At 70.5% G+C, this 24,022-nt stretch carries 3 protein-coding genes; all 3 read left to right on the forward strand.

The genetic code is table 11. The features are described 5' to 3' along the window. Positions 1–92 precede the first annotated feature (92 nt). The 3 genes from QJS31_RS04635 to QJS31_RS04645 are packed head-to-tail and all read left to right on the forward strand — an operon-like array spanning position 93 to position 23,861. A complete protein-coding gene (locus tag QJS31_RS04635; protein WP_306355998.1) occupies positions 93–23,180 on the forward strand; it encodes a non-ribosomal peptide synthetase in 23,088 nt (7,695 codons plus the stop codon). After that, a complete protein-coding gene (locus QJS31_RS04640) occupies positions 23,177–23,401 on the forward strand; it encodes an MbtH family protein (protein WP_195144059.1) in 225 nt (74 codons plus the stop codon). Before QJS31_RS04635 ends, QJS31_RS04640 begins: the two co-directional genes overlap by 4 nt. Further along, complete coding sequence (locus QJS31_RS04645) at positions 23,388–23,861, forward strand: fasciclin domain-containing protein (RefSeq protein WP_282778976.1); 474 nt, start codon at positions 23,388–23,390, stop codon at positions 23,859–23,861. Before QJS31_RS04640 ends, QJS31_RS04645 begins: the two co-directional genes overlap by 14 nt. Positions 23,862–24,022: the final 161 nt, after the last annotated feature.

The raw sequence follows: 24,022 nt of genomic DNA on the forward strand, positions 1-24,022 counted from the left end.
TTCGGTGCGACTTCCTGTCTAGCTCGTTGCAGGGAAGTTGCTGCCATGTCCGGAGATAGTCCACGGTTTTTATCGGCGATTGGAGTGTTTTGATGACCGCCTTGGCCTCGGAGCCCGCAGGTCGTGACGCATCGAACACCGAATTCTCTTTCCCCTTGTCAGAGGCTCAGATCGGGATCTGGAACGCGCAGCACATTGCTCCGCAGGTGCCCTTGACCGTTGCCCAGTACGTCGAAATCCACGGCGAATTCGACGCATCCGTTCTCGGTCGGGCCATGCGGCTGTGTGCTGCCGATTTGCAGAGCCTGCGGCTGCGCATTGTGGAGGTGGCGGGGGAACCGCGGCAGCTGGTCGGTCCCGACAGCCCGATCGAGGTGATACCGCACGACTTCCGATCCTGTGCCGACCCACGCGCGGCGGCGATGTCCTGGATGCGACGGGACGCGGCCGTTCCGATCCCGGTCCTGGGTGATCGGCTGTTCGAAACCGCCGCGCTGCGGGTAGGGGACGACGAATACCTGTGGTACGCCAAGATGCACCACATCGCCATCGACGGCTACGGCGCGATGCTGCTGGTCGCGCGGATCGCCGAACACTACACCGCGCTGATCGGCGGCACCGCCGCGAGCCCGGTGGTGGCCAGGGACCTGTATTCGATCTACGAATCCGAACGCGACTACCGGGACTCCGAGCAGTTCGAACGGGACCGGCAGTTCTGGAGCGAACGTTTGGCCGCCATCGGTTCCGAATTCAGCCTCAGCGACCGCCACGGTCCGGTGGGGGCCGAACGGTTGATCGAGGGCGGCCTGCTCGACCCGGCCGCGACCGCCGAACTCGCGGCGGTACGTTCGCGCTTCGGAGCTTCGCGCCCGGCATTGTTGACGGCCGGGGTGGTCGCGTATCTGGCCGCCGTCACCGGCCGTCAGGAGGTCACCCTGAGCCTGCCGGTCACCGCGCGCACCACCGCCGGACTGCGGATGTCGGCGGGCTACGTATCGAATGTGGTTCCACTGCACTTCGAGGTCACCGGCGACCACTCGATCGAGGATCTCGTGGGGCGGGTCGATCCCGGCATTCGTGACGCGCTGCGGCACCAGCGGTATCGGCACGAGGATATGGCCCGCGACCGGGGCGCGGCCGGTACGGACCGTGGGTTCCTCGGGCCGGTGGTCAATATCATGCTGTTCCACAACGGCATTCGCTTCGGAAACGCGGCCGCGACCATGCATCTGCTGTCGACCGGCCCGGTGGAGGATCTGTCGGTCAACATCTACAACGGCTCCGGAGACGGCGAGCTGCATATCGACTTCATCGGCAACCCGGCGCGCTACACCGTCGACGAACTGCGCGCGCACCATGGGCGCTTCCTGGCCTTTCTCGCCGATTTCCTCAGTGCCGCACCGCCGACCCGGGTGTCGGAGCTGTCGGTGCTGGGGGCCGCCGAGCGACAGCTGGTGCTGCGGGACTGGGCGTTGACGCCGGCGGTCGCCGCCGACGGCGGCTTCGCTCCCACCGCCACCCTCGCCGACCTCTTCGACGCCGCCGTCGCCGCGCACGGCACGGCCGTGGCGGTGCGCGGCGACGGCCGCACCCTGACCTATCGGGAATTGGACGATCGGGTGAATCGCCTGGCACGCGAGCTCATTCGGCGGGGCGTCGGTCCGGAGGCGCTGGTCGCCGTCGCACTGCCCCGCTCGCCCGAGCTGGTCGTCGCGCTGCTGGCCGTGATCAAAGCGGGCGGTGGCTACCTGCCGGTCGACCCCGACTATCCGGCCGACCGCATCGCCTACATGCTCTCCGATGCCCGTCCGACCTGCGTCGTCACCGCCGGAACCGCGCCCCTGACACTGCCTCCGGAGCTTCCGGTCGTCGATCTGGAGCGCTGGAACGCGGCCGAGACCGACGGTGCGCCGATCACGGCCGCCGAGCGGCCGGCCATCCTGGCCCCGCAGCACATCGCCTACGTCATCTACACCTCGGGCTCGACCGGTCGCCCGAAGGGCGTGCAGATCCCGCACGCCAATGTGGTGACCCTGTTTCGGAACACCGCGCCCGCCTTCGGGTTCGGGCCCGACGACGTATGGACGCTGTTCCACTCCTATGCCTTCGACTTCTCGGTCTGGGAACTGTGGGGGCCGCTGCTCACCGGCGGCACCCTGGTCGTGGTCGACTACCAGACGTCGCGATCCCCGGCGACCTTCCTGGCTCTGCTGCGCCGCGAGCGGGTCACCGTGCTCAATCAAACGCCGTCGGCCTTCCACCAGCTCGCCGATGTCGAACGAACCGACTCCGATCCCGACGCAGCACCACTATCGCTGCGCTACATCGTCTTCGGCGGTGAGGCGCTGGACGTGCGCCGGCTCGCCGACTGGTACCGCCGCCACGACGACACCGCGCCGCGGCTGGTCGACATGTACGGCATCACCGAGACCACGGTGCACGTCACACACCGTGCGCTCGACCGTGACGTCGCGGCATCCGGCGGCGGCATCGGCCGGGCACTGCCGGGATTGGGAATCCTGCTGCTGGACAAGCGGCTACGGCCGGTGCCGCTCGGCGTCGCCGGGGAGATCCATGTCTGCGGCGGCCAGCTCGCACGCGGGTACCTCGGCCAGCCGGGGCTGACCGCCGCTCGGTTCGTCGCCGATCCGTTCGGGCCGCCCGGTACCCGGCTCTACCGATCGGGCGACCTCGGGCGGTGGACCGCCGCCGGCGAACTCGAGTATCTGGGCCGGGCGGACGAACAGGTGAAGGTGCGCGGTTTCCGCATCGAACTCGGTGAGATCGAGGCGGCGCTGGTGGCCGACAGCCGGGTGCGCCAGGCGGCGGTGATCCTGCGACACGACGAGACCGACAATCCGCGGATCGTGGCCTATCTGGTACCCGAATCTACCGTGGCGCTGGATCTCCCGGAGCTGCGCACAGATCTGGCACGACGGCTCCCGGACTACATGGTGCCCGCGGCGTTCGTGCCGCTCGATGCCCTTCCGCTGACGGCCAACGGAAAGCTGGATCGCCGGGCGCTGCCCGAGCCGGTCGCGGTGACGGTGGCCTATCGCGCCCCGGTCAGCCGGGCGGAGCGAGCCACCGCGGCGGTGCTGGCCGAGGTGCTCGAGGTGGAGCGGGTCGGCCTGGACGACGGCTTCTTCGCCCTGGGCGGCAATTCCCTGAGCGCCACCCGGGTGGCCGCGCGCCTGGGCGCGGAGCTCGGTGTCACCGTGCCGATCCGCCTGGTGCTCGAGGAGTCCACGGTGGCCGCGCTGGCCGAGCGGGTCGCGGCGCTGCACCCCGACGGCCGGGACACGCGGCTGGCGGTCCGGCCGCGTCCCGCGCGCATTCCGCTGTCCCCGGCACAGCAGCGCCTGTGGTTCATCAACCGATTCGACCAGCGCGCCCACACCTACAACATCCCGTTCGCCGTGCGTATGTGCGGTGAGCTGGACAGCGACGCGCTGCGGGCGGCCGTCGCCGATCTCGTCGCTCGTCACGAGCCGCTGCGCACCGTATACCCGGATGGCCCGGACGGTCCGCGGCAGTTGATCCTGCCCCCGGAGGCTGTCACCCCGCGCCTCGACGTGCGCGACGTTCGCGCCGAGGAATCGGACGAGTGCCTGCGCGCCATCGCCCGCGTCGGTTTCGACCTGACCGTGGAGCCGGGACTACGCATCGAACTACTGCGCGTCGCAGCGCATGAGCACGTTCTTGTCGTCGTCATCCACCATATCGCCGCCGATGGCTGGTCGCTGGCGCCGCTGCTCGCCGACCTCTCCACGGCGTACACCGCCCGGCTGTCCGGTCACGGCCCGGACTGGTCCCCGCTGCCGGTCCAGTACGCCGACTACAGCGTGTGGCAGAGCGAGGCACTCGGCGACGCGACCGACCCCGACAGCGCGGCCGCGGCCGAGCTCGCCTACTGGCGCGATCAGCTGGCCGACCTCCCCGACGAACTGTCGCTGCCGTACGACCGGCCGCGCCCGGCCGTGCAGTCGTTCCGGGGCGCCAAGGTTGCCGTCACGATCGATGCCGCTGTCCATACGGAACTGCTGCGACTGGCCCGCGACACCGATGCCACACCGTTCATGGTCGTGCACGCGGCGTTCTCGGTGCTGTTGGCCCGCATGTCCGGCGGCGACGACATCGCGGTGGGCACACCGGTGGCGGGGCGCGGCGAACGGGAGTTGGACGCTCTGATCGGCATGTTCGTCAATACGGTGGTATTCCGCGCCCGGCTGGATCCGGGCGAGTCCTTCCGGGCGCTGCTGTCCCGGCAGCGAACCGCCGACCTGGCCGCCTTCGCGCATGCGCGGCTGCCGTTCGAGCGGCTGGTGGAGGAATTGAATCCGGTCCGCTCCACCGCCCGGCATCCGCTGGTGCAGATCGGCTTCTCTTTCCAGAACCTGGGTGCCGTGACGGTCGACCTGCCCGGCCTGACCGTGTCCGGATCGGCGATCGAGACCGGTGTCGCGCAGTTCGATCTGCAATTGGTGCTCACCGACCACTACGACGACACCGGATCGCCGACCGGGATCGCCGGGCACATCGTCTATGCCACCGACCTTTTCGACGAGACGACGGTCGCCGATCTCGCGACGCGCTTCACGCGCGTCCTCACCGACGCCGTCGCCCGTCCGCACCTGCCGGTCGGTGATCTGGATCTGCTGGGCACCGTCGAGGCGACGCGAATCCTGCGCGAGTGGAACGCCACCGATCATGCGGTGCCGGACCGCCAGACGCTGGCCTCGCTCTTCGCCGCGCAAGCCGCGCGGACACCGGCCGCCGTGGCTCTGGTGGCGGATCACGGCACGGGCGAACCCCTGACCCTGACCTACCGGGAGTTCTCGGCGAGGGTGAATCGCCTCGCGCGTCACCTGATCTCACTGGGGGTGGGCCCGGAAACGCGGGTGGCGCTGGCGGTGCGCCGCTCCACGGAGCTGATGGTCGGCGTGTACGCGGTGCTGACGGCCGGGGGCGCGTACATTCCGATCGACCCGGACCAACCCGCGGAACGCCTCGATCGGATCCTGCGCGGCGCCGGACCACATGTGCTGCTGAGCACCGTCGCCGACAGCGCCGGGTTGCCGTCGACCACCGTGCCGGTGGTGGCGATCGATGCCCTGGACCTGTCCGCTCTGCCGCCCTACCCGGTGCTCGACGGGGAGCGGCGTTCCCCGTTGCGACCGGAGCACACCGCCTACATCGTGTTCACCTCGGGGTCCACCGGTCGCCCGAAGGGCGTCGCGGTGCCCCATCGCGCGGTGGTGAACCAATTGCTCTGGAAACAAGCCACATTCGGCCTCGACAGCGATGACACAGTGTTGTTGAAGACCGCCGCGACCTTCGACCTGTCGGTGTGGGAGCTGTATTCGGCGGCCCTGGTCGGCGGTCGCACCGTGATCGCCGCCCCGGACGGCCATCGCGATCCGGCGTATCTGCGCACCCTCATCGACGCACAGCGAGTGTCGGTATTGCATCTGGTGCCGTCTCTGCTGACCGCGCTGCTGGCGGGATCGCCCGCCGACCTGCCCGCCACGACGCGGCTGGTGCTCGCCATCGGTGAGACACTGCCCGCGGCGACGGCACAGCGCTTCCGTCGGGTCAATCCACACGTCCAGTTGTGGAATCTGTACGGCCCCACCGAGGCCGCGGTCTCGGTGACCGCGCATCGGGTGGACGACGGCGATACCGCGACGGTCGCGATCGGCCGCCCGGAATGGAATACCCGGGCTTACGTGCTGGACGCACGGCTGCGGCCCGTTCCGCCCGGCGTGGTGGGTGAACTCTATCTCGCGGGTGTGCAGCTGGCGCACGGCTATGTCGGAGCGGGGGCGCTGACCGCGGAACGATTCGTGCCCGACCTGTTCGCCGCCCCGGGCGAACGCATGTATCGCACCGGCGATCTCGCGGCCTGGACCACGACCGGAGAGCTGGAGTACCACGGGCGCACCGACTTTCAGGTCAAGATCCGGGGGTTCCGGATCGAGCTGGGCGATATCGAGGCCGCGCTGCTCGCTCAGGAGGGCATCGCCGCCACGGTCGTCGTCACCCGTCCGGATGCCGACGGCGGTGACCGGCTGGTCGCCTACCTCGCACCCGCACCGGGCCACACCCCGGACCCCGAGACCGTGCGGGCCCGCCTGGCCGCCGTGCTGCCCGCCTACATGGTGCCCGCGGCGCTCGTGGTGCTGGACGCGCTGCCGGTGACCGCCACCGGCAAGGTGGACCGCGCGGCGCTGCCGGACCCGGTCTTCGCCCCCGCTCGCTACCGCGCACCGCTGAGCCGGGCGGAGCGGCTGGTGGCGGCGGTCTTCGCCGAGGTGCTCGGGGTGGAGCGAATCGGTCTGGACGACGATTTCTTCGCCCGCGGCGGCAACTCCCTGCTCGCGACGAAGGTCGCTGCCCGCCTGAGCCGATCGCTCGAGACGGCGGTCGAGGTCAGGGCGCTGTTCGACGCGCCGACGGTGGCGCGGCTGGCCGCACGGTTGGAGACGGCCGCGGGCAGCGGCGGCCGCCCGGCCCTGACGGCGGGGCAGCGGCCGGGTCGGATTCCGCTGTCGTCGGCGCAGCGACGGCTGTGGTTCCTGAACCGACTGGACGCCGCATCGGGTGTGTACAACATCGCCGTCGGCCTGCGGTTGTCGGGCCGGTTGACGGACCCTGCGCTGGAATCCGCCGTTACCGATGTGGTTGCTCGCCACGAGGTACTGCGAACGGTGTTCCCGGAGGATGCCGAGGGACCGCACCAGGTGGTGCGGCCGATCGCCGCGGTGCCCGTCGCGCGGATCGCGTCCACCCCCGACACCGCCGACGCCGACGCACGCGAATTCGCCGCGGCCGGATTCGATCTGACGGCCGAGACGCCGATACGCGTGGGCCTGCTGCGTCTCGCGCCGGAGGAGCACCTGCTCGTGGTCGTCGTGCACCACATCGCCGCCGACGGCTGGTCGCTGACGCCGCTGGCCGCGGATCTGGTGGTGGCCTACCGCGCACGGCTCTCCGGTGTCGCGCCGCACTGGCCGCCACTACCGATCCAGTACGCGGATTACACGGTGTGGCAGCAGGATTCGCTGGGCGAACCGGACGATCCCGACAGCCTGGCCGCGCGTCAGCTCGCCCATTGGCGGGCACGCCTCGCGGAGCTGCCCGAATGCCTGGACCTGCCCACCGACCGGCCGCGGCCGCCGGTGGCGTCCCAGCGCGGGGCGACGGTCCGCACCCGGCTCGAGGCGCACACGCATGCCGAGGTGGCGGCGATGGCACGTAGTCGGAGTGTGAGCGTCTTCATGGTGCTGCACGCGGCCCTGGCCGCGCTGCTGGCTCGGCTCGCCGCCACCGACGACGTGGCCGTCGGCACACCGGTGGCGGGGCGCACCGATCCCCGCCTCGACGACCTGATCGGCATGTTCGTGGGCACCCTGGTGCTGCGCACGCCCGTGGACACCGCCGCGCCGTTCGCCGCACTGCTGGACACCGTGCGCGATACGGATCTGGACGCCTTCGCCCATGCCGAGCTGCCGTTCGAGCGGCTGGTCGAGGCACTGGCCCCGGTCCGGTCGGCGGCGCATCACCCGCTGTTCCAGGTGATGCTGTCCGTACACAGCGCGGTGGCCGACACGGTGGAACTGCCGGGGTTGCGTGCGACCGCGACCGCACTCGACATCGCAGCCGCCCGGTGGGATCTTCAGTTCACCCTCGTCGAAAGGCATACCGCCACAGGCGACCCGGCGGGCATCGATCTCGAGTTGACCTACGCCACGGATCTGTTCGCCCCCGAGACCGCACGTCGCCTCGTCGAGCGTTTCATCCGGCTGCTCACCGTCGCGGCGATCGAACCGGAACTGCCTGTAGGGGAGCTGCCGCTGCTCACCGCCGAGGAAACCCACGCCCTCACACCGGTACTCGGCGCGGCGGCCGCGCCGGTGCGGACGCTGGCCGAGATCTTCACCGCCGCGGCCGCCATCGACCCGGCCCGCCCCGGCGTCCGAGCCGGTGAGCGGGAGCTGAGCTACGGTGAGCTGGACCGGATCTCGAACCGACTCGCCCGGCTCCTCATCGCCTCCGGTGTCGGACCGGAAAGCACTGTCGCGCTTGCTCTGTCCCGCTCCATAGAGTCCGTGTACGCCCTGGTGGCGGTGACCAAGACGGGCGCGGCGTTCCTGCCGGTCGACCCGAACTACCCGATGCCGCGCAAGCGGCACATGCTCACCGACTCGGATGTCCGGGTGGGACTTACCGTCGCCGGGCACCGCGGGGAACTCCCCGACGGCGCGGTCGATTGGCTGGTCCTCGACGACGCGGCGGTGACCGGCGACCTGGCACGCCGTTCGGACGACCCGATTACGGACGCGGATCGGACGGCCCCACAGCACATTTCGCATACGGCCTATCTGATCTACACCTCCGGGTCGACCGGTACACCCAAGGGCGTCGCGGTCACACACACCGGGCTGGCGAATTTCACCCGCACCATGGCCGAGCGGTTCGGCGTCGAATCCGAGTCCCGAACACTGCATTTCGCCTCGCCGAGCTTCGACGCCTCGGTGCTCGAGCTGTTGTTGGCCTGGGGGGCGGGCGCGACCGTGGTGATCGCGCCGCCCGAGCTGTACGGCGGTGAAGAACTCGCCGAACTGCTGGAGCGAGAACGGATCAGCCACGCCTTCCTGACGCCCGGTGCACTCGCCACCGTCGATGCACAGCGCTGGCCACTGCTCGGTCTGCGCTGTCTCATCGTCGGCGGCGAAGCCGTCAGTGCCGAACTGGTGCGGCGCTGGGGGCGGGACCGAACCATGTTCAACGCCTACGGGCCGTCCGAGTCCACCATCGCCGCGGTCGTCTCCGCCGCGCTCGTACCCGGGGAGCGGATCGTCCTCGGCGGCCCGATCCGTGGTGCCGGGCTGGCCGTACTCGATCGCCGCCTGCGCCCGGTCCCGCTCGGGGTCGTCGGCGAGCTGTACCTCAGCGGTGCGGGACTGGCACGCGGCTATCGGGGTCGTGTCGAGGTGACGGCGACCCGTTTCGTGGCCGACCCCTACGGCGGTCCCGGCGAACGGATGTACCGCACCGGTGACCTGGTGCGCTGGAGCGCGGGCGGCGAACTGGTGTTCGTCGGCCGCGCCGACGATCAGGTGAAGTTGCGTGGATTCCGCGTGGAACTCGGCGAGATCAACGCCGTCGTCACGGGATGTGCGGGAGTTCGCTTCGCGCACACCGAGCTTCGCGCGGACGACGGTGGTCGGGCGCGGATCGTCTGCTACGTACTCGGCGAGGGAGCCGATGCGGTGGACCCGCGGGCGGTGCGTGCGCACGCCGCGGCCCGTCTGCCCGCCCACATGGTGCCCTCGGCGATAGTCCCCCTGGCCTCGGTGCCGCTGTCGCCCAGCGGCAAACTGGACCGCCGCGCGCTGCCGGAACCGGCATGGGAGGCCGAGGACCGCGGGCGCGCACCCGCGACCCCGGCCGAGGAGCTGGTGGCCGCGGAGATGGCGCGCATCCTCGGCCGGGAGATGGTCTGCGCCGATCACGGCTTCTTCGACCTCGGCGGCGATTCATTGTCGGCCACGCTGCTGGTTTCCCGGATCGCCGCCGCGCACGGGCACCGGCTCGCCGTACGCGAGGTGTTCGACCATCCGACCCCCGAAGGACTGGCCCGCATCCTGGACGGCGCCGTGGACGAGGCGGTGTCGCTCCGCCCGCGGCTGCGTCCGGGTACCGCGCTCGCCCGCGTTCCGCTGTCCTCGGCACAGCAGCGGCTGTGGTTCCTCAATCAGCTCGACACCGACTCGGGCGTGTACAACATCCCGGCGGCGCTGCGACTGCGCGGCCCGCTGGACGAGGCGGCGCTGCGGGCGGCGCTGCTAGATGTGATCACTCGGCACGAGATTCTGCGCACGCTCTATCCGCAGGACGAGCACGGACCGCACCAGGTGGTGATTCCCGCCCACGACGTGCCGATGCCGTTGACCCGCATGGAGGTGTCGCCGCTCGAGGTCGAATACGATGTGGAGGCCTTCGCCGAGCCCGGTTTCGACCTCACCACCGAGCTGCCGCTGCGGGCCGAGCTGATGCGCAGCGGAGACGCCGACTTCACCCTCGCGCTCACCATTCACCACATCGCCATGGACGGTTGGTCGCTGGCTCCACTCCTGACCGACCTCCTGACGGCCTACGCGGCGCGCCGGGCCGGACAAGCCCCGGAGTGGCCGCCGCTGCCCGTGCAGTTCCGCGATTTCGCGGTGTGGCAGGCCGAGCTGCTCGGTGATGAACACGATCCGGACAGCGTGGCCGGTCGTCAGCTGCGGTACTGGCGCTCGCGGTTGGCCGGGCTGCCGGACTGCCTGGAGTTGCCGACCGATCGCCCGCGTCCGGCGGTGGCGTCCCATCGCGGCGCGGCGGTGCGGTTGTCCGCGGCCGCCGAAACCGGCACGCGGCTGCGTGATTTCGCGCGCGCCCACGATGTCACCGAATTCATGGTGCTGCACGCGGCCGTCGCGCTGCTGCTGTCCCGCCTCGGCGGCGGCTCCGATATCGCCATCGGCACCGCGGTCGCCGGTCGTACCGAACCCGAACTCGAGGGGCTGGTCGGTGCGTTCGTCGGCACCCTGGTGCTGCGCACGGCGGTGGAGTGCGACCGGGCCTTCCACGAGCTGCTGCGGACGGTACGCGAGACCGACCTGGAGGCCTTTGCCCACGCCGACCTGCCGTTCGAGCAGCTGGTGGAGGCCCTGAATCCGATGCGCTCCACCGCCTACCACCCGTTGTTCCAGGTGAGCCTGTCGCTGGACGATTTCGTGCCCGCCGCGCCCCGGCTGCCCGGACTCGACGTCTCGGTGCTGCGGGTCCAGCCGACCGTGGCCAAGTTCGATCTGCAATTCGCCTTCGGTGCCGATGCCGACGGCGGGCTGGAACTGTGCCTGACCTATGCCACCGATCTGTTCGACGAGACTACCGCGGCCGGGCTCGGCCGTCGCCTGCTGCGCGTACTCGACGCCGTCATCGCCGATCCGGATGTGACGGTGGGCGTGCTGGACATCCTCACCGTGGAGGAGGCACGCGCCCTGTCCCCGGTGTCCGGCCCGGTGTCGGATATCGTGCTCACCCTGCCGGAGCTCTTCGCCCTGGCTGCGGCCGACCCGGATCGAGTGGCTCTGGTCTGCGCGGACCGCACGCTGACGTATCGGGAGCTCGACGAGTGGTCGAATCGGCTGGCGCGCATACTCATCGCGCATGGCGCGGGTCCGGGCGCGGTGGTCGCGCTGGGTATGGCGCGATCGGTCGAGTCGGTGGTGGCCACCGTGGCGGTCGCCAAGACCGGCGCGGCCTATCTTCCAGTCGACGTGCGGCACCCGGCCGAGCGAATCCAGCACATGCTCACCGACTCCGGGGCGCGGCTGGGGGTGACGACCGCGGCGGATCGGGACCGGTTGCCCACCGAACCCGCGATCTCCTGGCTGCCCGCCGACATCATCGCGGAGTCCGAATCATCGGCCCCCGTCACGGATTCTGATCGGCTGGGCGGCGTGCACGTCGACGACATCGCCTATGTCATCTACACCTCGGGCTCGACCGGCGTGCCCAAGGGCGTGGCCGTGCCGCATCGCGGACTGGCCGGATTCGCCCTGGAGCAGCGCGCCCGCTACGGCGTCGAATCCACGAGTCGCACCCTGCATTTCGCATCGCCCAGCTTCGACGCCTCAGTGCTGGAACTGTTGCTGGCGTGGTGCGCCGGCGCGACCATGGTGGTGGCTCCCGCCGACAGCTACGGCGGCGACGAACTGGCGACGCTGCTCAAAAACCAGGCGGTGACGCACGCGTTCATCACCCCCGCGGCGCTGGCGAGCATCGACGCGGCCCGCTGGCGTCTGCCCGCACTGCGCTGTCTCATTGTCGGCGGCGAGGCGGTGGGCGCCGACCTGGTGTCCCGCTGGGCGGCGCACCGCGCCATGTTCAACGCCTACGGGCCCTCGGAAGCCACAGTGGCACCGGTGATCTCGTCGGCCCTGCCGACCGATGAGCCGGTCGTGCTCGGCCGTCCCATCCGCGGTGTCGCGGTCGCCGTGCTGGACACCCGGCTGCGACCGGTGCCGGTCGGTGTGGCGGGGGAGCTGTACGTGGCGGGTGCGGGCCTGGCGCGCGGCTACCTGGAGCGCCCGGCGCTCACCGCGGAGCGTTTCGTGGCGAATCCGTTCGCCGCGCGCCCGGGGGAGCGGATGTACCGCACGGGCGACGTGGTGCGGTGGACCACCGCGGGGGATCTGGTCTTCGTGGGCCGGGGCGACGACCAGGTGAAGATTCGCGGTTTCCGCATCGAACTCGGTGAGATCAGCTCCGTGGTGGCGGCGATCGCGGGAATCGGGTTCGCCCATACCGAGGTTCGTCACGACCGAGCCGGTACGCCTCGGCTGGTCACCTATGTCACCACGACGGAGCCGGTGGATGTGCGAGGGGTGCGTACCCAGGCCGCGGCTCGGCTGCCCGGCTATATGGTGCCCGCCGCCGTGGTTCCGCTCGCCGAGGTGCCGCTCTCGCCCAGCGGAAAACTGGATCGGCGTGCCCTGCCCGAGCCCGACTGGGAGGCGGTCGCGGGTGGACGCGAGCCCGAAACTCCCAGCGAGATTCTGGTGGCGTCGGCCATGGCCGAGATCACCGGCCACGAGCGCGTCTGCGCCGACCAGGACTTCTTCGAACTCGGCGGCACCTCGCTCACGGCGACCCGACTGGTCGCGCGGCTCGCCACCGCGACCGGCCGGCAACTCGGCGTACGCGCGGTCTTCGAGCATCCCACCCCGGAACGCCTGGCTCAGCTCGTCGACGAGCGGTTGACGCGGGGCGACACCGCGCTGCCGCGGTTGGAACGCGGGCCCCGACCGGATCGGGTGCCGTTGTCCCCGGCCCAGCAGCGGCTGTGGTTCCTCAACCGATTCGACACCGATTCCGGCGCCTACAACATCCCCATGGCGCTGCGGCTGCACGGTCCGGTCGACGTGGACGCACTGCGTGCGGCACTGCGCGATGTGGTGGTTCGGCACGAGGCGCTGCGTACGGTGTTTCCGCAGGACGCGACCGGACCACATCAGGTGGTGCTGGCCGCGGACGGGCTGGAGTTCCCGCTGCCCGTGCTCGACTGCGCCGCCGACGATCTGGCGGCGCGGCTGCGCGCGCTGGCGGTCACGGGATTCGACCTGGTCACCGAGTTACCGCTGCGCGCCGAGCTGCTGCGGGTCGACGACGATCGGCTGCTGGTGGTGGTCGTGCACCACATCGCCGCCGACGGCGGCTCGATCGCGCCGCTGGCGGGTGATCTGGCCGTGGCCTACGAGGCCCGGCGGAACGGTCACGCACCGACATGGCCCGAATTGGCGGTGCAATACGCGGATTTCAGCATCTGGCAGCGGGCGCTGCTGGGTGATGAGGAGGACGGGGACAGCGTCGCCGCCCGGCAGCTGCGCTACTGGCGCGACACGCTGTCGGGGCTGGCCGAATGCCTCGAGCTGCCCGCAGACCGGCCGCGTCCGGCCGTGCGGAACCATCACGGCGCGGCGGTCACGGCACGACTGGACGGCGCCGCGCACACCGCGCTGTTGCGGGTCGCCCGCGATCACGACGCGAGCCTGTTCATGGTGCTGCACACCGTGTTGGCGGTACTGCTGGCCCGCCTGGCGGGCACCGACGACGTGGTGGTCGGCACGCCGATCTCCGGTCGGGCCGATGCCCGGCTGCACCCGCTGATCGGCATGTTCGCGGGCACCCTGGCCCTGCGCACCCCGGTCGACCGCGCTACGGTCTTCACCGATCTGTTGGCGGCGGTGCGCGATCGCGATCTGGACGCCTTCGCGCACAGCGACATTCCGTTCGAGCGATTGGTCGAAGAGCTCGACCCGGTGCGATCCACCGCACACCATCCGCTGTTTCAGGTGATGCTGTCGGTCCACGACTCGCTCCCGGCGGTACCGCGGTTGGACGAGATAGAGGTGACGATCGAGGAGATCGCGCTCGACACCGCGAAGTTCGATCTGCAATTCACCTTCACCGAAACCCATACCGCCCAGGGCGATCCGGACGGCATCGATATTCGGTTGACCTACGCCACCGACATCTTCGACGCCGACACCGCCGAGCGGCTGGCGGGCCGATTCCTGCGGCTGCTGGCCCAGGTCAGCAGGCGACCGCGCAAACCGGTCGGCGATCTGGATCTGCTGTCGGTGCCGGAGCGCGCCTCCCTGGTTCCGGCGCGGGGTCCGGCCGGGCCGGTGGCGGCCACCCTGCCGGAGCTGTTCGCCGCGGCCGCCACCGAACGGGGCCGCGTCGCGGTCGTCGCGGCGGACGGCGAACCGACCTACGGCGAGCTGGACGAACGGTCGAATCGGGTGGCGCGGGCGCTGATCACCCACGGTGTCGGCCCGGGCGACACCGTCGCCCTCGCCCTGCCCCGCTCGGCGGCATCGGTGCTCGCGACGGTCGCGGTCGCCAAGACGGGTGCGGCGTTCCTGCCCGTCGACGTCCGCTATCCCGCCGATCGCATCAGCCATATGCTCGCCGATTCCGGTGCGCGTCTGGGCGTGACCGCCGCCGCGACGGATACGCGGCTGCCGACGGACGTCACCTGGCTGCCCCTGGCCGAGCTGGAGGGCGTCGAATCGGCCGAGGCCGTCTCGGACGCGGACCGGGAGCGATCACCGGGTATCGACGACGTCGCATATCTCATCTACACCTCCGGCTCGACCGGCCGCCCGAAGGGCGTGGCGGTGACCCATCGTGGTCTCGCCGGATTCGCCCTGGAGCAGCGCACCCGCTACGGCGTGGAATCCGACAGTCGCACACTGCACTTCGCGTCGCCCAGCTTCGATGCCGCCGTGCTCGAACTGCTACTCGCCTGGTGTGCCGGGGCGACCATGGTGATCGTCCCGCCCGAGGTGTACGGCGGCGACGAGCTGGCGGCCCTGCTCGACCGCGAACAGGTCACGCACGCTTTCGTCACACCGGCGGCACTGGCCAGCATCGACGCCGACCGCTGGCCGTTGCCCGCCCTGCGCCGCCTGGTGGTGGGTGGTGAAGCCGTCGGCGCCGACCTGGTGGCTCGCTGGGCTCCGGGACGGGCGCTGCACAACGGGTACGGGCCGACCGAGACCACCATTATGAGCGCCATCTCGGACCCGCTGTCGGAGTCGGCCCCCGTGGTACTGGGCCGCCCGATCCGCGGCACCGCCGTGGTGGTGCTGGACCGGCGATTGCGGCCGCTCCCTCCGGGAGTCGCCGGGGATCTGTACATTGCCGGTGACGGTCTGGCCCGCGGTTACCAGCTGCGCCCAGGGCTCACCGCGCAGCGCTTCGTGGCGAACCCCTACGCCACGCTGCCGGGGGAGCGGATGTACCGCACCGGCGACGTGGTGCGGTGGACGGAGAACGGCGAGCTGCTGTTCCTGGGCCGCGGCGACGATCAGGTGAAGATCCGGGGCTTCCGCATCGAACCGGGAGAGATCAGCGCGGTGGTGGCGCAGGTCGACGGAATCCGCTTCGCACACACCGAAGTACGCCCAGATCCCGCCGGTGCACCGGCCATCGTGTGCTTCGTCGTGCCGGAGAATGGCGATACCGACGCCGATACGACATACCTGCGGGAAGCGGTGGCGCGGCGGTTGCCCGCGCACATGGTTCCGGCGTCGTTCGTCTCGTTGCCCGCGGTTCCGCTGTCGCCCAACGGAAAACTGGACCGCCGTGCGCTGCCGGAACCGGTGTGGCCGGTCGCGACGCCCGGCCGCGCTCCGCGCACTCCCACCGAACGGGTGGTGGTCGGGGTGATGGGCGAGGTGCTCGGTCGCTCCGATATCGGTGCCGATCAGGGCTTCTTCGACCTCGGCGGCAACTCGCTCTCGGCGACCCAGCTGGTCGCGCGCCTCGCGGCAGCCGGTGGTCGGCAGCTCGCGGTGCGTGCGGTGTTCGACCATCCGACACCCGCGGAACTGGCCGCGCTGCTGGATGATTCGGCATCCGATCCGCATCCGGTCCGCCCGGCGCTGGTGGCCCGACCGCGGCCCGCACGGGTGCCGCTGTCCTCGGCGCAACTGCGTCTGTGGTTCCTCAACCGATTCGAGCCCGGTTCCGGGGCCTACAACATTCCGGTTGGTCTGCGCCTGCGCGGGCGTCTGGATATCGACGCGCTGCGGCATGCCGTCGCCGATGTGGCCGCCCGTCACGAGATACTGCGCACCATCTTCCCGGAGGATGCCGAGGGACCGCATCAGGTGATCCTGCCGCCGGACACCCCGATTCCGTTCGTGCGCGTCGTCTCCAGCGCGCGCACGATGGTCGACGACGCGATCGAGGTGGCGCGCACCGGATTCGATCTGAGTGCGGCACCGCCGCTGCGGGCCGCGCTGCTCCGAATCGGCCGCGACGACCACGCGCTGGTGCTCGTGGTCCATCACATCGCCGCGGACGGGTGGTCGCTGACCCCGCTGGCCGCCGACCTGGTGGCGGCGTACGAGGCGCGCCGCGCCGACCGTACCCCCGAGTGGTCGTCGCTGCCGGTGCAGTACGCGGATTACAGCCTGTGGCAACGGGAAGCGCTGGGCAGCGAGGACGATCCGGACAGCATCGCGGCGGCGCAGGTGCGGTACTGGACCGAGCATCTGGCCGAGCTGCCCGAATGCCTGGAGTTGCCCGCCGACCGTCCGCGTCCGGCGGTGGCCACCCACCGCGGTGCCACGACGTCGGTGCGGGTGGACGCGCGGCTGCACGCCCGCGTCACCGATATCGCCCGGGCGCACGATGCGAGTGTCTTCATGGTGTTGCACGCGGTGCTGGCGGTGCTGATGGCCCGGACCGGTGGCACCGGCGATATCGCGATCGGCACGGCCGTGTCCGGTCGCGGCGACGCGGCGCTCGACGATCTGATCGGCATGTTCGTGGGCACGCTGGTCCTGCGCACCCGGATCGACGGCGCGGCCGATTTCCCCACGGTGCTGGCGGCCGTACGCGATACCGATCTCGACGCCTTCGCCCACGCCGACCTGCCCTTCGAACGACTGGTGGAGCTGCTCAACCCGGTTCGCTCGACCGCACATCATCCGCTGTTCCAGGTGAGTCTGTCGCTCACGAACGTGGGCGTGCCCACGGTGCGGCTGCCGGAACTGGAGGTCTCGGGCCTGCCCGTCGATCCGGGCCTGGCGAAGTGCGATCTCCAATTCACCTGCACCGAAACGCGGACACCACACGGGGATCCGGACGGCATCGAGTTGAACCTCACCTACGCCACCGATCTGTTCGACGCCACCACGGCGGACCGCCTGAGCCGCCGCTTCGTCCGGTTGCTCGAGGGTGTGCTCGACGATCCACACGCCCCGGTCGGCGATATCGATCTGCTCAGCGCCTGGGAGCGTTCGGTGCTCGCACCCGGTCGCGGCGCGCCCGCCGCGTCGCCGATCGTCCTGCCCGAACTGTTCGCCCGCGCCGTGGACACCACCCATCCGGCGCTCGTCGCGGATGCCCGCACGGTGAGCTACGGTGAGCTCGACACCTGGTCGAACCGGTTGGCCCGTAGGCTCATCGCGGCCGGTGTCGGACCCGGCGACGTCGTGGCGCTGGGCCTGGCGCGCTCGGTGGAGTCCGTCGTCGCGGCGTTGGCCGTCGCCAAGACCGGCGCGGCCTTCCTGCCCGTGGACGTGCGCCATCCGGTGGACCGTATCCGGCACATGCTGACCGATTCCGCGGTGCGCTGCGGCCTCACCGTCGATGCGGACCGGGCCGCGTTGCCCGGGGATCTCGGAGTGGAGTGGCTGCCGGTCGACACCGCGTCGGAGTGGCCGGGCGGCGCGATCGACGAGGGGGAACGCAGGGGACCGCTGCGTCTCGACGAGATCGCGTACGTGATCTACACGTCGGGTTCGACCGGACTGCCCAAGGGCGTGGCCGTGACCCACCGCGGCCTGTTCAACTGCGCCGAGGTGCAGCGGGTTCGCTTCGGCGTGGACCGCGGCTCGCGCACCCTGCACCTGGCCTCGCCCAGCTTCGACGTGTCCGTGCTGGAACTGCTGCTCGCCTGGTGCGCGGGCGCGACCATGGTCATCGCCGGGACCGACGTCTACGGCGGCGACGCGCTGGCCGAACTGCTCGAGACCCGGGCGGTGACCCACGCCGTGATCACGCCGGCCGTCCTGGCGACCATCGACACCGAGCGCTGGCCGCTGCCTCGGCTGCGCACCCTGGTGGTCGGTGGCGAGGCGTTCGACCGGGAGCTGGTGGAGCAGTGGGGAGGTGGCCGGGCCATGGTGAACGGCTACGGGCCCTCCGAGGCGACCATCGCCACCACCTTCTCCGCGCCGATGCACCCCGAGCGGCCGATCGCCCTGGGTCGTCCGATCCGCGGTGTGACCGCGATGGTGCTGGACGGGCGGATGCGCCCGGTGCCGCTGGGCGTGGTCGGGGAACTCTATGTCGGCGGCATCGGTGTGGCGCGCGGCTATCACCGCCGACCGGTGCTGACCGCCGAACGATTCGTCGCGGACCCGTCCGGGGGTCCCGGTGCGCGTATGTACCGCACCGGTGACCTGGTGCGCTGGAACGCCGACGGCGAACTCGTCTTCGTCGGCCGCGCCGATGATCAGGTCAAGGTGCGCGGCTTCCGAATCGAACTCGGCGAGATCACCGCGGTCGTCGCGGGCTGCGAGGGAGTCCGATTCGCGCACACGGATATTCGCTACGATGCCGCGGGTCGGGCGCAGCTGGTGTGCTACGTGGTCGCGCTGGACGATCGGACCCTCGACACCGGTGCCCTCCGTGCTGCGGCCGCAGTACGGCTCCCGGCACACATGGTGCCCGCCCTGTTCCTGGTGCTGGACTCGATACCGTTGTCGCCCAACGGAAAACTGGACCGGCGGGCGCTGCCTGAACCGAGCTGGACGAGGTCCGACGGCGGGCGCGAGCCACGCACCGACGGCGAGCGGGTGGTGGCCGCCGCGATGGCCGAGGTGATCGGGCAGGAGCGAGTTCTGGCCGAGCACAACTTCTTCGAGCTGGGCGGCAACTCGCTGTCGGCCACCCAGCTGGTGGCGCGGATCGCGGCGTCCTCCGGCTGCCGTCTCGAGGTGCGTGCGGTATTCGAGAATCCCACTCCGGCCGGGTTGGGAGCAGTGCTCGATCGCGCCGACAGCGGTGGCCGCGGTCCCGAACTGGTGGCGCGGACCCGCCCGGCCCGGGTGCCGCTGTCGCCGGCGCAGCAGCGGCTGTGGCTGCTCAACCGCTTCGACACCGGCTCCGGGGCGTACAACGTGCCGCTGGTGCTGCGGCTACGGGGGTCGTTGGACGAGACGGCGCTGTGCCGGGCGGTGGCCGATGTGGTGGCGCGCCACGAGGTGTTGCACACGGTGTTCCCGGCGGACGCGCAGGGACCGCATCAGGTGCCGGTTCCCGACGCCACGCTCCCGGTTCCGATCGTCGACAGCACCGACGACGAGGTGTCCGACCACGTCCGCCGCTGTGCTGCCGACGGATTCGACATCAGCCGGGAGATACCGATTCGCGCGCGGTTGCTGCGGCTCACGGCAGTCGAACATGTGCTGGTGCTGGTCCTGCACCACATTGCCGCCGACGGCGGCTCGGTCGGACCGCTGGCGGCGGATCTGACCGCCGCCTACGCGGCCCGCAGCGTGGGCAGCGCACCCGAATGGCCGCCGCTGCCGGTGCAATACGCCGACTTCAGTCTGTGGCAGCACGAGACGCTGGGCAGCGAGCAGGATCCGGAGAGCCCGGCCGCACGCCAGTTGGCCTACTGGTCCGAGCGACTGGCCGGTGCGGCGGAATGCCTGGCGTTGCCGAGTGATCGGCCACGCCCGGCCGTACCCTCGCACCGAGGCGCGTCCGTGGCCGCTCGGATCGACGCGGAATTGCACGATGCCCTGACCGATCTGGCGCATCGCAGCGGCGTCAGCGTTTTCATGGTGCTGCACGCCGTCACGGCGGTGCTGTTGAGCCGCCTCGCCGGTGTCACCGACATCTCGGTGGGCACGCCCATCGGCGGTCGCGTCGATCCGAGGCTCGAGCCTCTGGTCGGGATGTTCGTGGGCACGCTCGTGCTACGCACGGCGGTGCCGCCCGACCGATCCTTCGCCGATCTGCTGCGCACGGTGCGTGAAACCGATCTGGATGCCTTCGCGCACGCCGACATACCCTTCGAACGTCTGGTGGAGGCGCTGGCGCCGACCCGGTCCGCCGCGTACCACCCGCTGTTCCAGGTGATGCTGTCGGTGCACAGCACGGTGCCGGGCGCACCGCGGCTGGACGGGCTGAGCGTCGTCGCCGAAGACCCCGGCGTCGAGGTGGCGAAATTCGACCTCCAGTTCACCCTCACGGAGACGCGAACGGACGGGGGCGGTCCGGGCGGCATCGAGCTGTGCGTCACCTACGCCGAGGACCTTTTCGACCGCGACACCGTTCGCGAGCTGTGTGAGCGGTTCCGGCGAATCCTGGCCGCCGTTGTCGCACAACCCGACACCCTGGTCGGGGACGTGGATCTGCTCGACGCACGGGAGCGGCGTGCGCTCGCACCCGTGCGCGGTGCGGCGTCGACCGGTGCGGCGTCGTTCCCGGCGCTCTTCGCCGCCGCCGTTGCCGCGGGTGCCGACACCGTCGCGGTCCGCGATCACGAGATCCAGATGAGCTACGACCAACTCGACCGTGCCACCAACCGGCTGGCCCGGGTACTGCTGGAACTCGGCATCGGCCCGGAATCATATGTGGCGCTGGGTATCCCACGATCCGTCGAATCGGTGCGGGCCATGGTGGCGGTGATCAAGACCGGAGCCGCCTTCGTGCCCGTCGATCCGTCCTACCCGGCCGAGCGCATCCGGCACATGGTGTCGGACGCGGACGCGCGGATCGGCCTCACCGTCGCCCACTGTCGCGACGCCCTGCCTGACGGGATCCGGTGGCTGGTGCTCGACGACCCCGGCTTCGCGGCCGAGGTGCGGACGTATTCGGATGCGCCGGTGCGAGTCGCCGAGCCCGGCGGTTGGCCGCGGCTCGACCACCCCGCGTATCTGGTCTACACCTCCGGATCGACCGGCGTGCCCAAGGGCGTGTGTGTGACGCACGCGGGTATCGCCGACTTCACCGCCGAGTTGGCCGCACGCGGCGGGGTGACCGCCGAATCACGGGTACTGCACTTCGCCTCCCCCAGTTTCGACGCCGCCATCCTGGAGGTGTTGCTCGCACTCGGCTCGGCCGCGACGCTGGTCCTCGCCGATCCCTCGGTATACGGTGGTGACGAGCTGCGAGAGTTGTTGCGCACCAACGCGATAACGCACGCTTTCAGCACGCCGGCAGCGCTGTCCACCGTCGACGCCACGGGTCTTGACCAGCTTCGGTTCGTCATGGTCGGCGGGGACCGCACCGATCCGGAACTGGTGCGGCGGTGGGCGGACGACACCGCCGCGTCCCGCCGCACCATGCTGAACGCCTACGGGCCATCGGAGGCCACCGTGGCGGCGACCGTGAGCGCCCCGCTGCTGCCCGGTGCGCCGATCACGATCGGAGGGCCGCTGCGGGGGTTCGCCGTCGTGGTGCTGGACGACCGGTTGCATCCGGTGCCGATCGGCGTGCCGGGGGAGCTGTACCTGGCCGGAAACGCTCTGGCACGCGGCTATCACCGGCGACCCGGACTGACGGCGGCGCGATTCGTCGCCGATCCGTTCGGAGCGCCCGGCACCCGCATGTACCGCACCGGTGATCTGGTGCGTTGGCTGCGGCTCGAGGGCCGTTGGGAACTCGAGTATCTCGGTCGTACCGATCATCAGGTGAAGATTCGCGGCTTCCGTATCGAGTTCGGTGAGATCGACGCCGTCCTCGCCACCCATCCGGAGGTAGCCGCCGTCATTACCATCGGCTACGGCCTGCCGGGCGGCACGACGATCCTGGCCTCCTATGTGGGTTGTGCGCCCGGCACCCACCCGACGGCGGCGGAGCTGCGCCGCCATGTCGCCGCCAAGGTGCCGGGATACATGGTGCCGCAGGCCATCACGGTGCTGGCGGAGCTGCCGCGGACGCCCGCGGGCAAGATCGACCGTGCGGCGCTGCCGGAACCGGTGCTCCTCGCGAGCGCCGGTTATCGTGAGCCGGGCAGCCCACTGGAAGCTCGGGTGTGCGCCGCCTTCGCCACCGTCCTGGGGTCGGACACGGTGGGAGCCGACGACAACTTCTTCGAACTGGGCGGCAACTCCCTGCTCGCCACTCGGCTGGTGGCGGAGCTCGGGGACACCCATGGTGCGCGGATTCCCATGCAGGCCCTCTTCCTGGATCCCACACCGGCCGGGATCGCCGCATATGTCGCCGACCGGGGCGGTGCTGTCGACGCCGTCGCGGCCGCGCTGGATCCACTGCTGCCGTTGCGAGCGCGCGGCACGCTGCCGCCGCTGTTCTGCGTCCATTCGGTCAGCGGCGTGGCCTGGAACTATGCGGCCCTGCTGCCGCACATCGAACCGGAGCGGCCGGTGTACGGCCTGCAACTGCCGCATCTCACCGAGGACGGCGTCGGCATCGACTCCATCGAAGAACTGGCCCAACGCTATATCCGTGAACTGCGCGCGGTGCGTCCGCACGGCCCCTATCACCTGCTCGGCTGGTCACTGGGCGGATTGATCGCCTATGAGATGGCGGTGCAGCTCCGCGCGGCGGGTGCACAGGTGGGTGTGCTCGCCCTGCTCGACAGCCGGGTGCTGGCCGACGCGCCCGAACCCACCGATCCCAGTGCGGGCGAACTGCTGGCCGCGCTACTGGGGGACGAGAGCCTGGCGACGCGGCACATCACTCCGCAGCATGCCGCGCGACTGCTGCGCGAACGGCAGGGCCCGCTCGGCTCCATCGATCCCGAGCGGGTGGAGCGGATGTACGCGGGGTACCTGGCGGGGACGGCCATGGGCCACCGGTATCGCCCCGGCGTCTACGACGGCGACCTGCTGTACTTCACGGCCACCGAACCGGTTCCGCCCGCGGAGCCCACCCGGGCCCCGGCCCCGGCCGGTGGTGCCGCCCCGTGGCGGCGGGTGGTGCGCGGTGCGGTCGACGAGCACGTCACCGCATGGTCGCACGTCGATATGGGCTCGCCCCCGGCACTGGGCGAGATCGGTCCGGTAGTGCGGAGTCATCTGAACGATGCAGCGACGGAAGAAGTACCGACAGAAGGGAATGCACGATGAGCGACACCAATCCGTTCGACAACGACGAGGGCGAGTTCTCGGTGCTGCGCAACGCCGAAGGGCAGTACTCGCTGTGGCCCGACTTCGCGCCGATCCCCGAGGGATGGCAGGTCGTCCACGAGGGCGGCCGCCGCGACTGCCTCGATTACGTGGAGCTGCACTGGACCGATATGCGTCCGAACAGTCTGATCGCGGCCATGGGGGGTGATGGGCGCGGCTAGTGATCAACGGCGGTCGCGATCGGCGCTGCCCGTATCCCGGTGGCGGCGGTCGACGCTGATCGCCGCGGCCGTGGCCGTCGTGGTGGCGGGGACGGGACAGGTTCGAACGGAATATCGGACCCCCGACCGGCTACCGCACGGCCATGCTCGTGCCGACCCGAGTTTCACCGTCTTCATGCCGGTGGCGGGCGCGTTCCGCGCGCTCGATGCGGGGACGACGAGATGGTTGCGCGCCGACCGCGCCGCCCTGCTGAGGATGATCGCCTATCACACGGTTCCGATCGGCCTGCCGCCCGAAATGGACGAGGGCAGCTATCCCACCCTCGCGGGCCGCGAATTGACTGTCACGCGAGGTACGCACGGTCTCGAAGTCAACGGCGCGACGGTGCTGCGTGGTGGTTTCCGAACGGCTGACGCCACCGTCTACGTGATCGACAGGGTGCTCACCCCGCCGCCGTGACCGCCCGCGGCGGCACCGAGAATGGGAGACAACGCTCCGCGACATCGCGCTGACGTGATCCGGGTCACCTGCAAGCTATGATCTTGCACGGTCTTTTCAGCTGCTGTTCCGTCTAGCCGCTGTTCACCCGGGTCGTCGGCGCGTCCGGCCCGGTGCACAGC

It is taken from the genome of Nocardia sp. CC213A, from assembly GCF_030766805.1.
GTDB classification, from domain to species: Bacteria; Actinomycetota; Actinomycetes; order Mycobacteriales; family Mycobacteriaceae; genus Nocardia; species Nocardia otitidiscaviarum.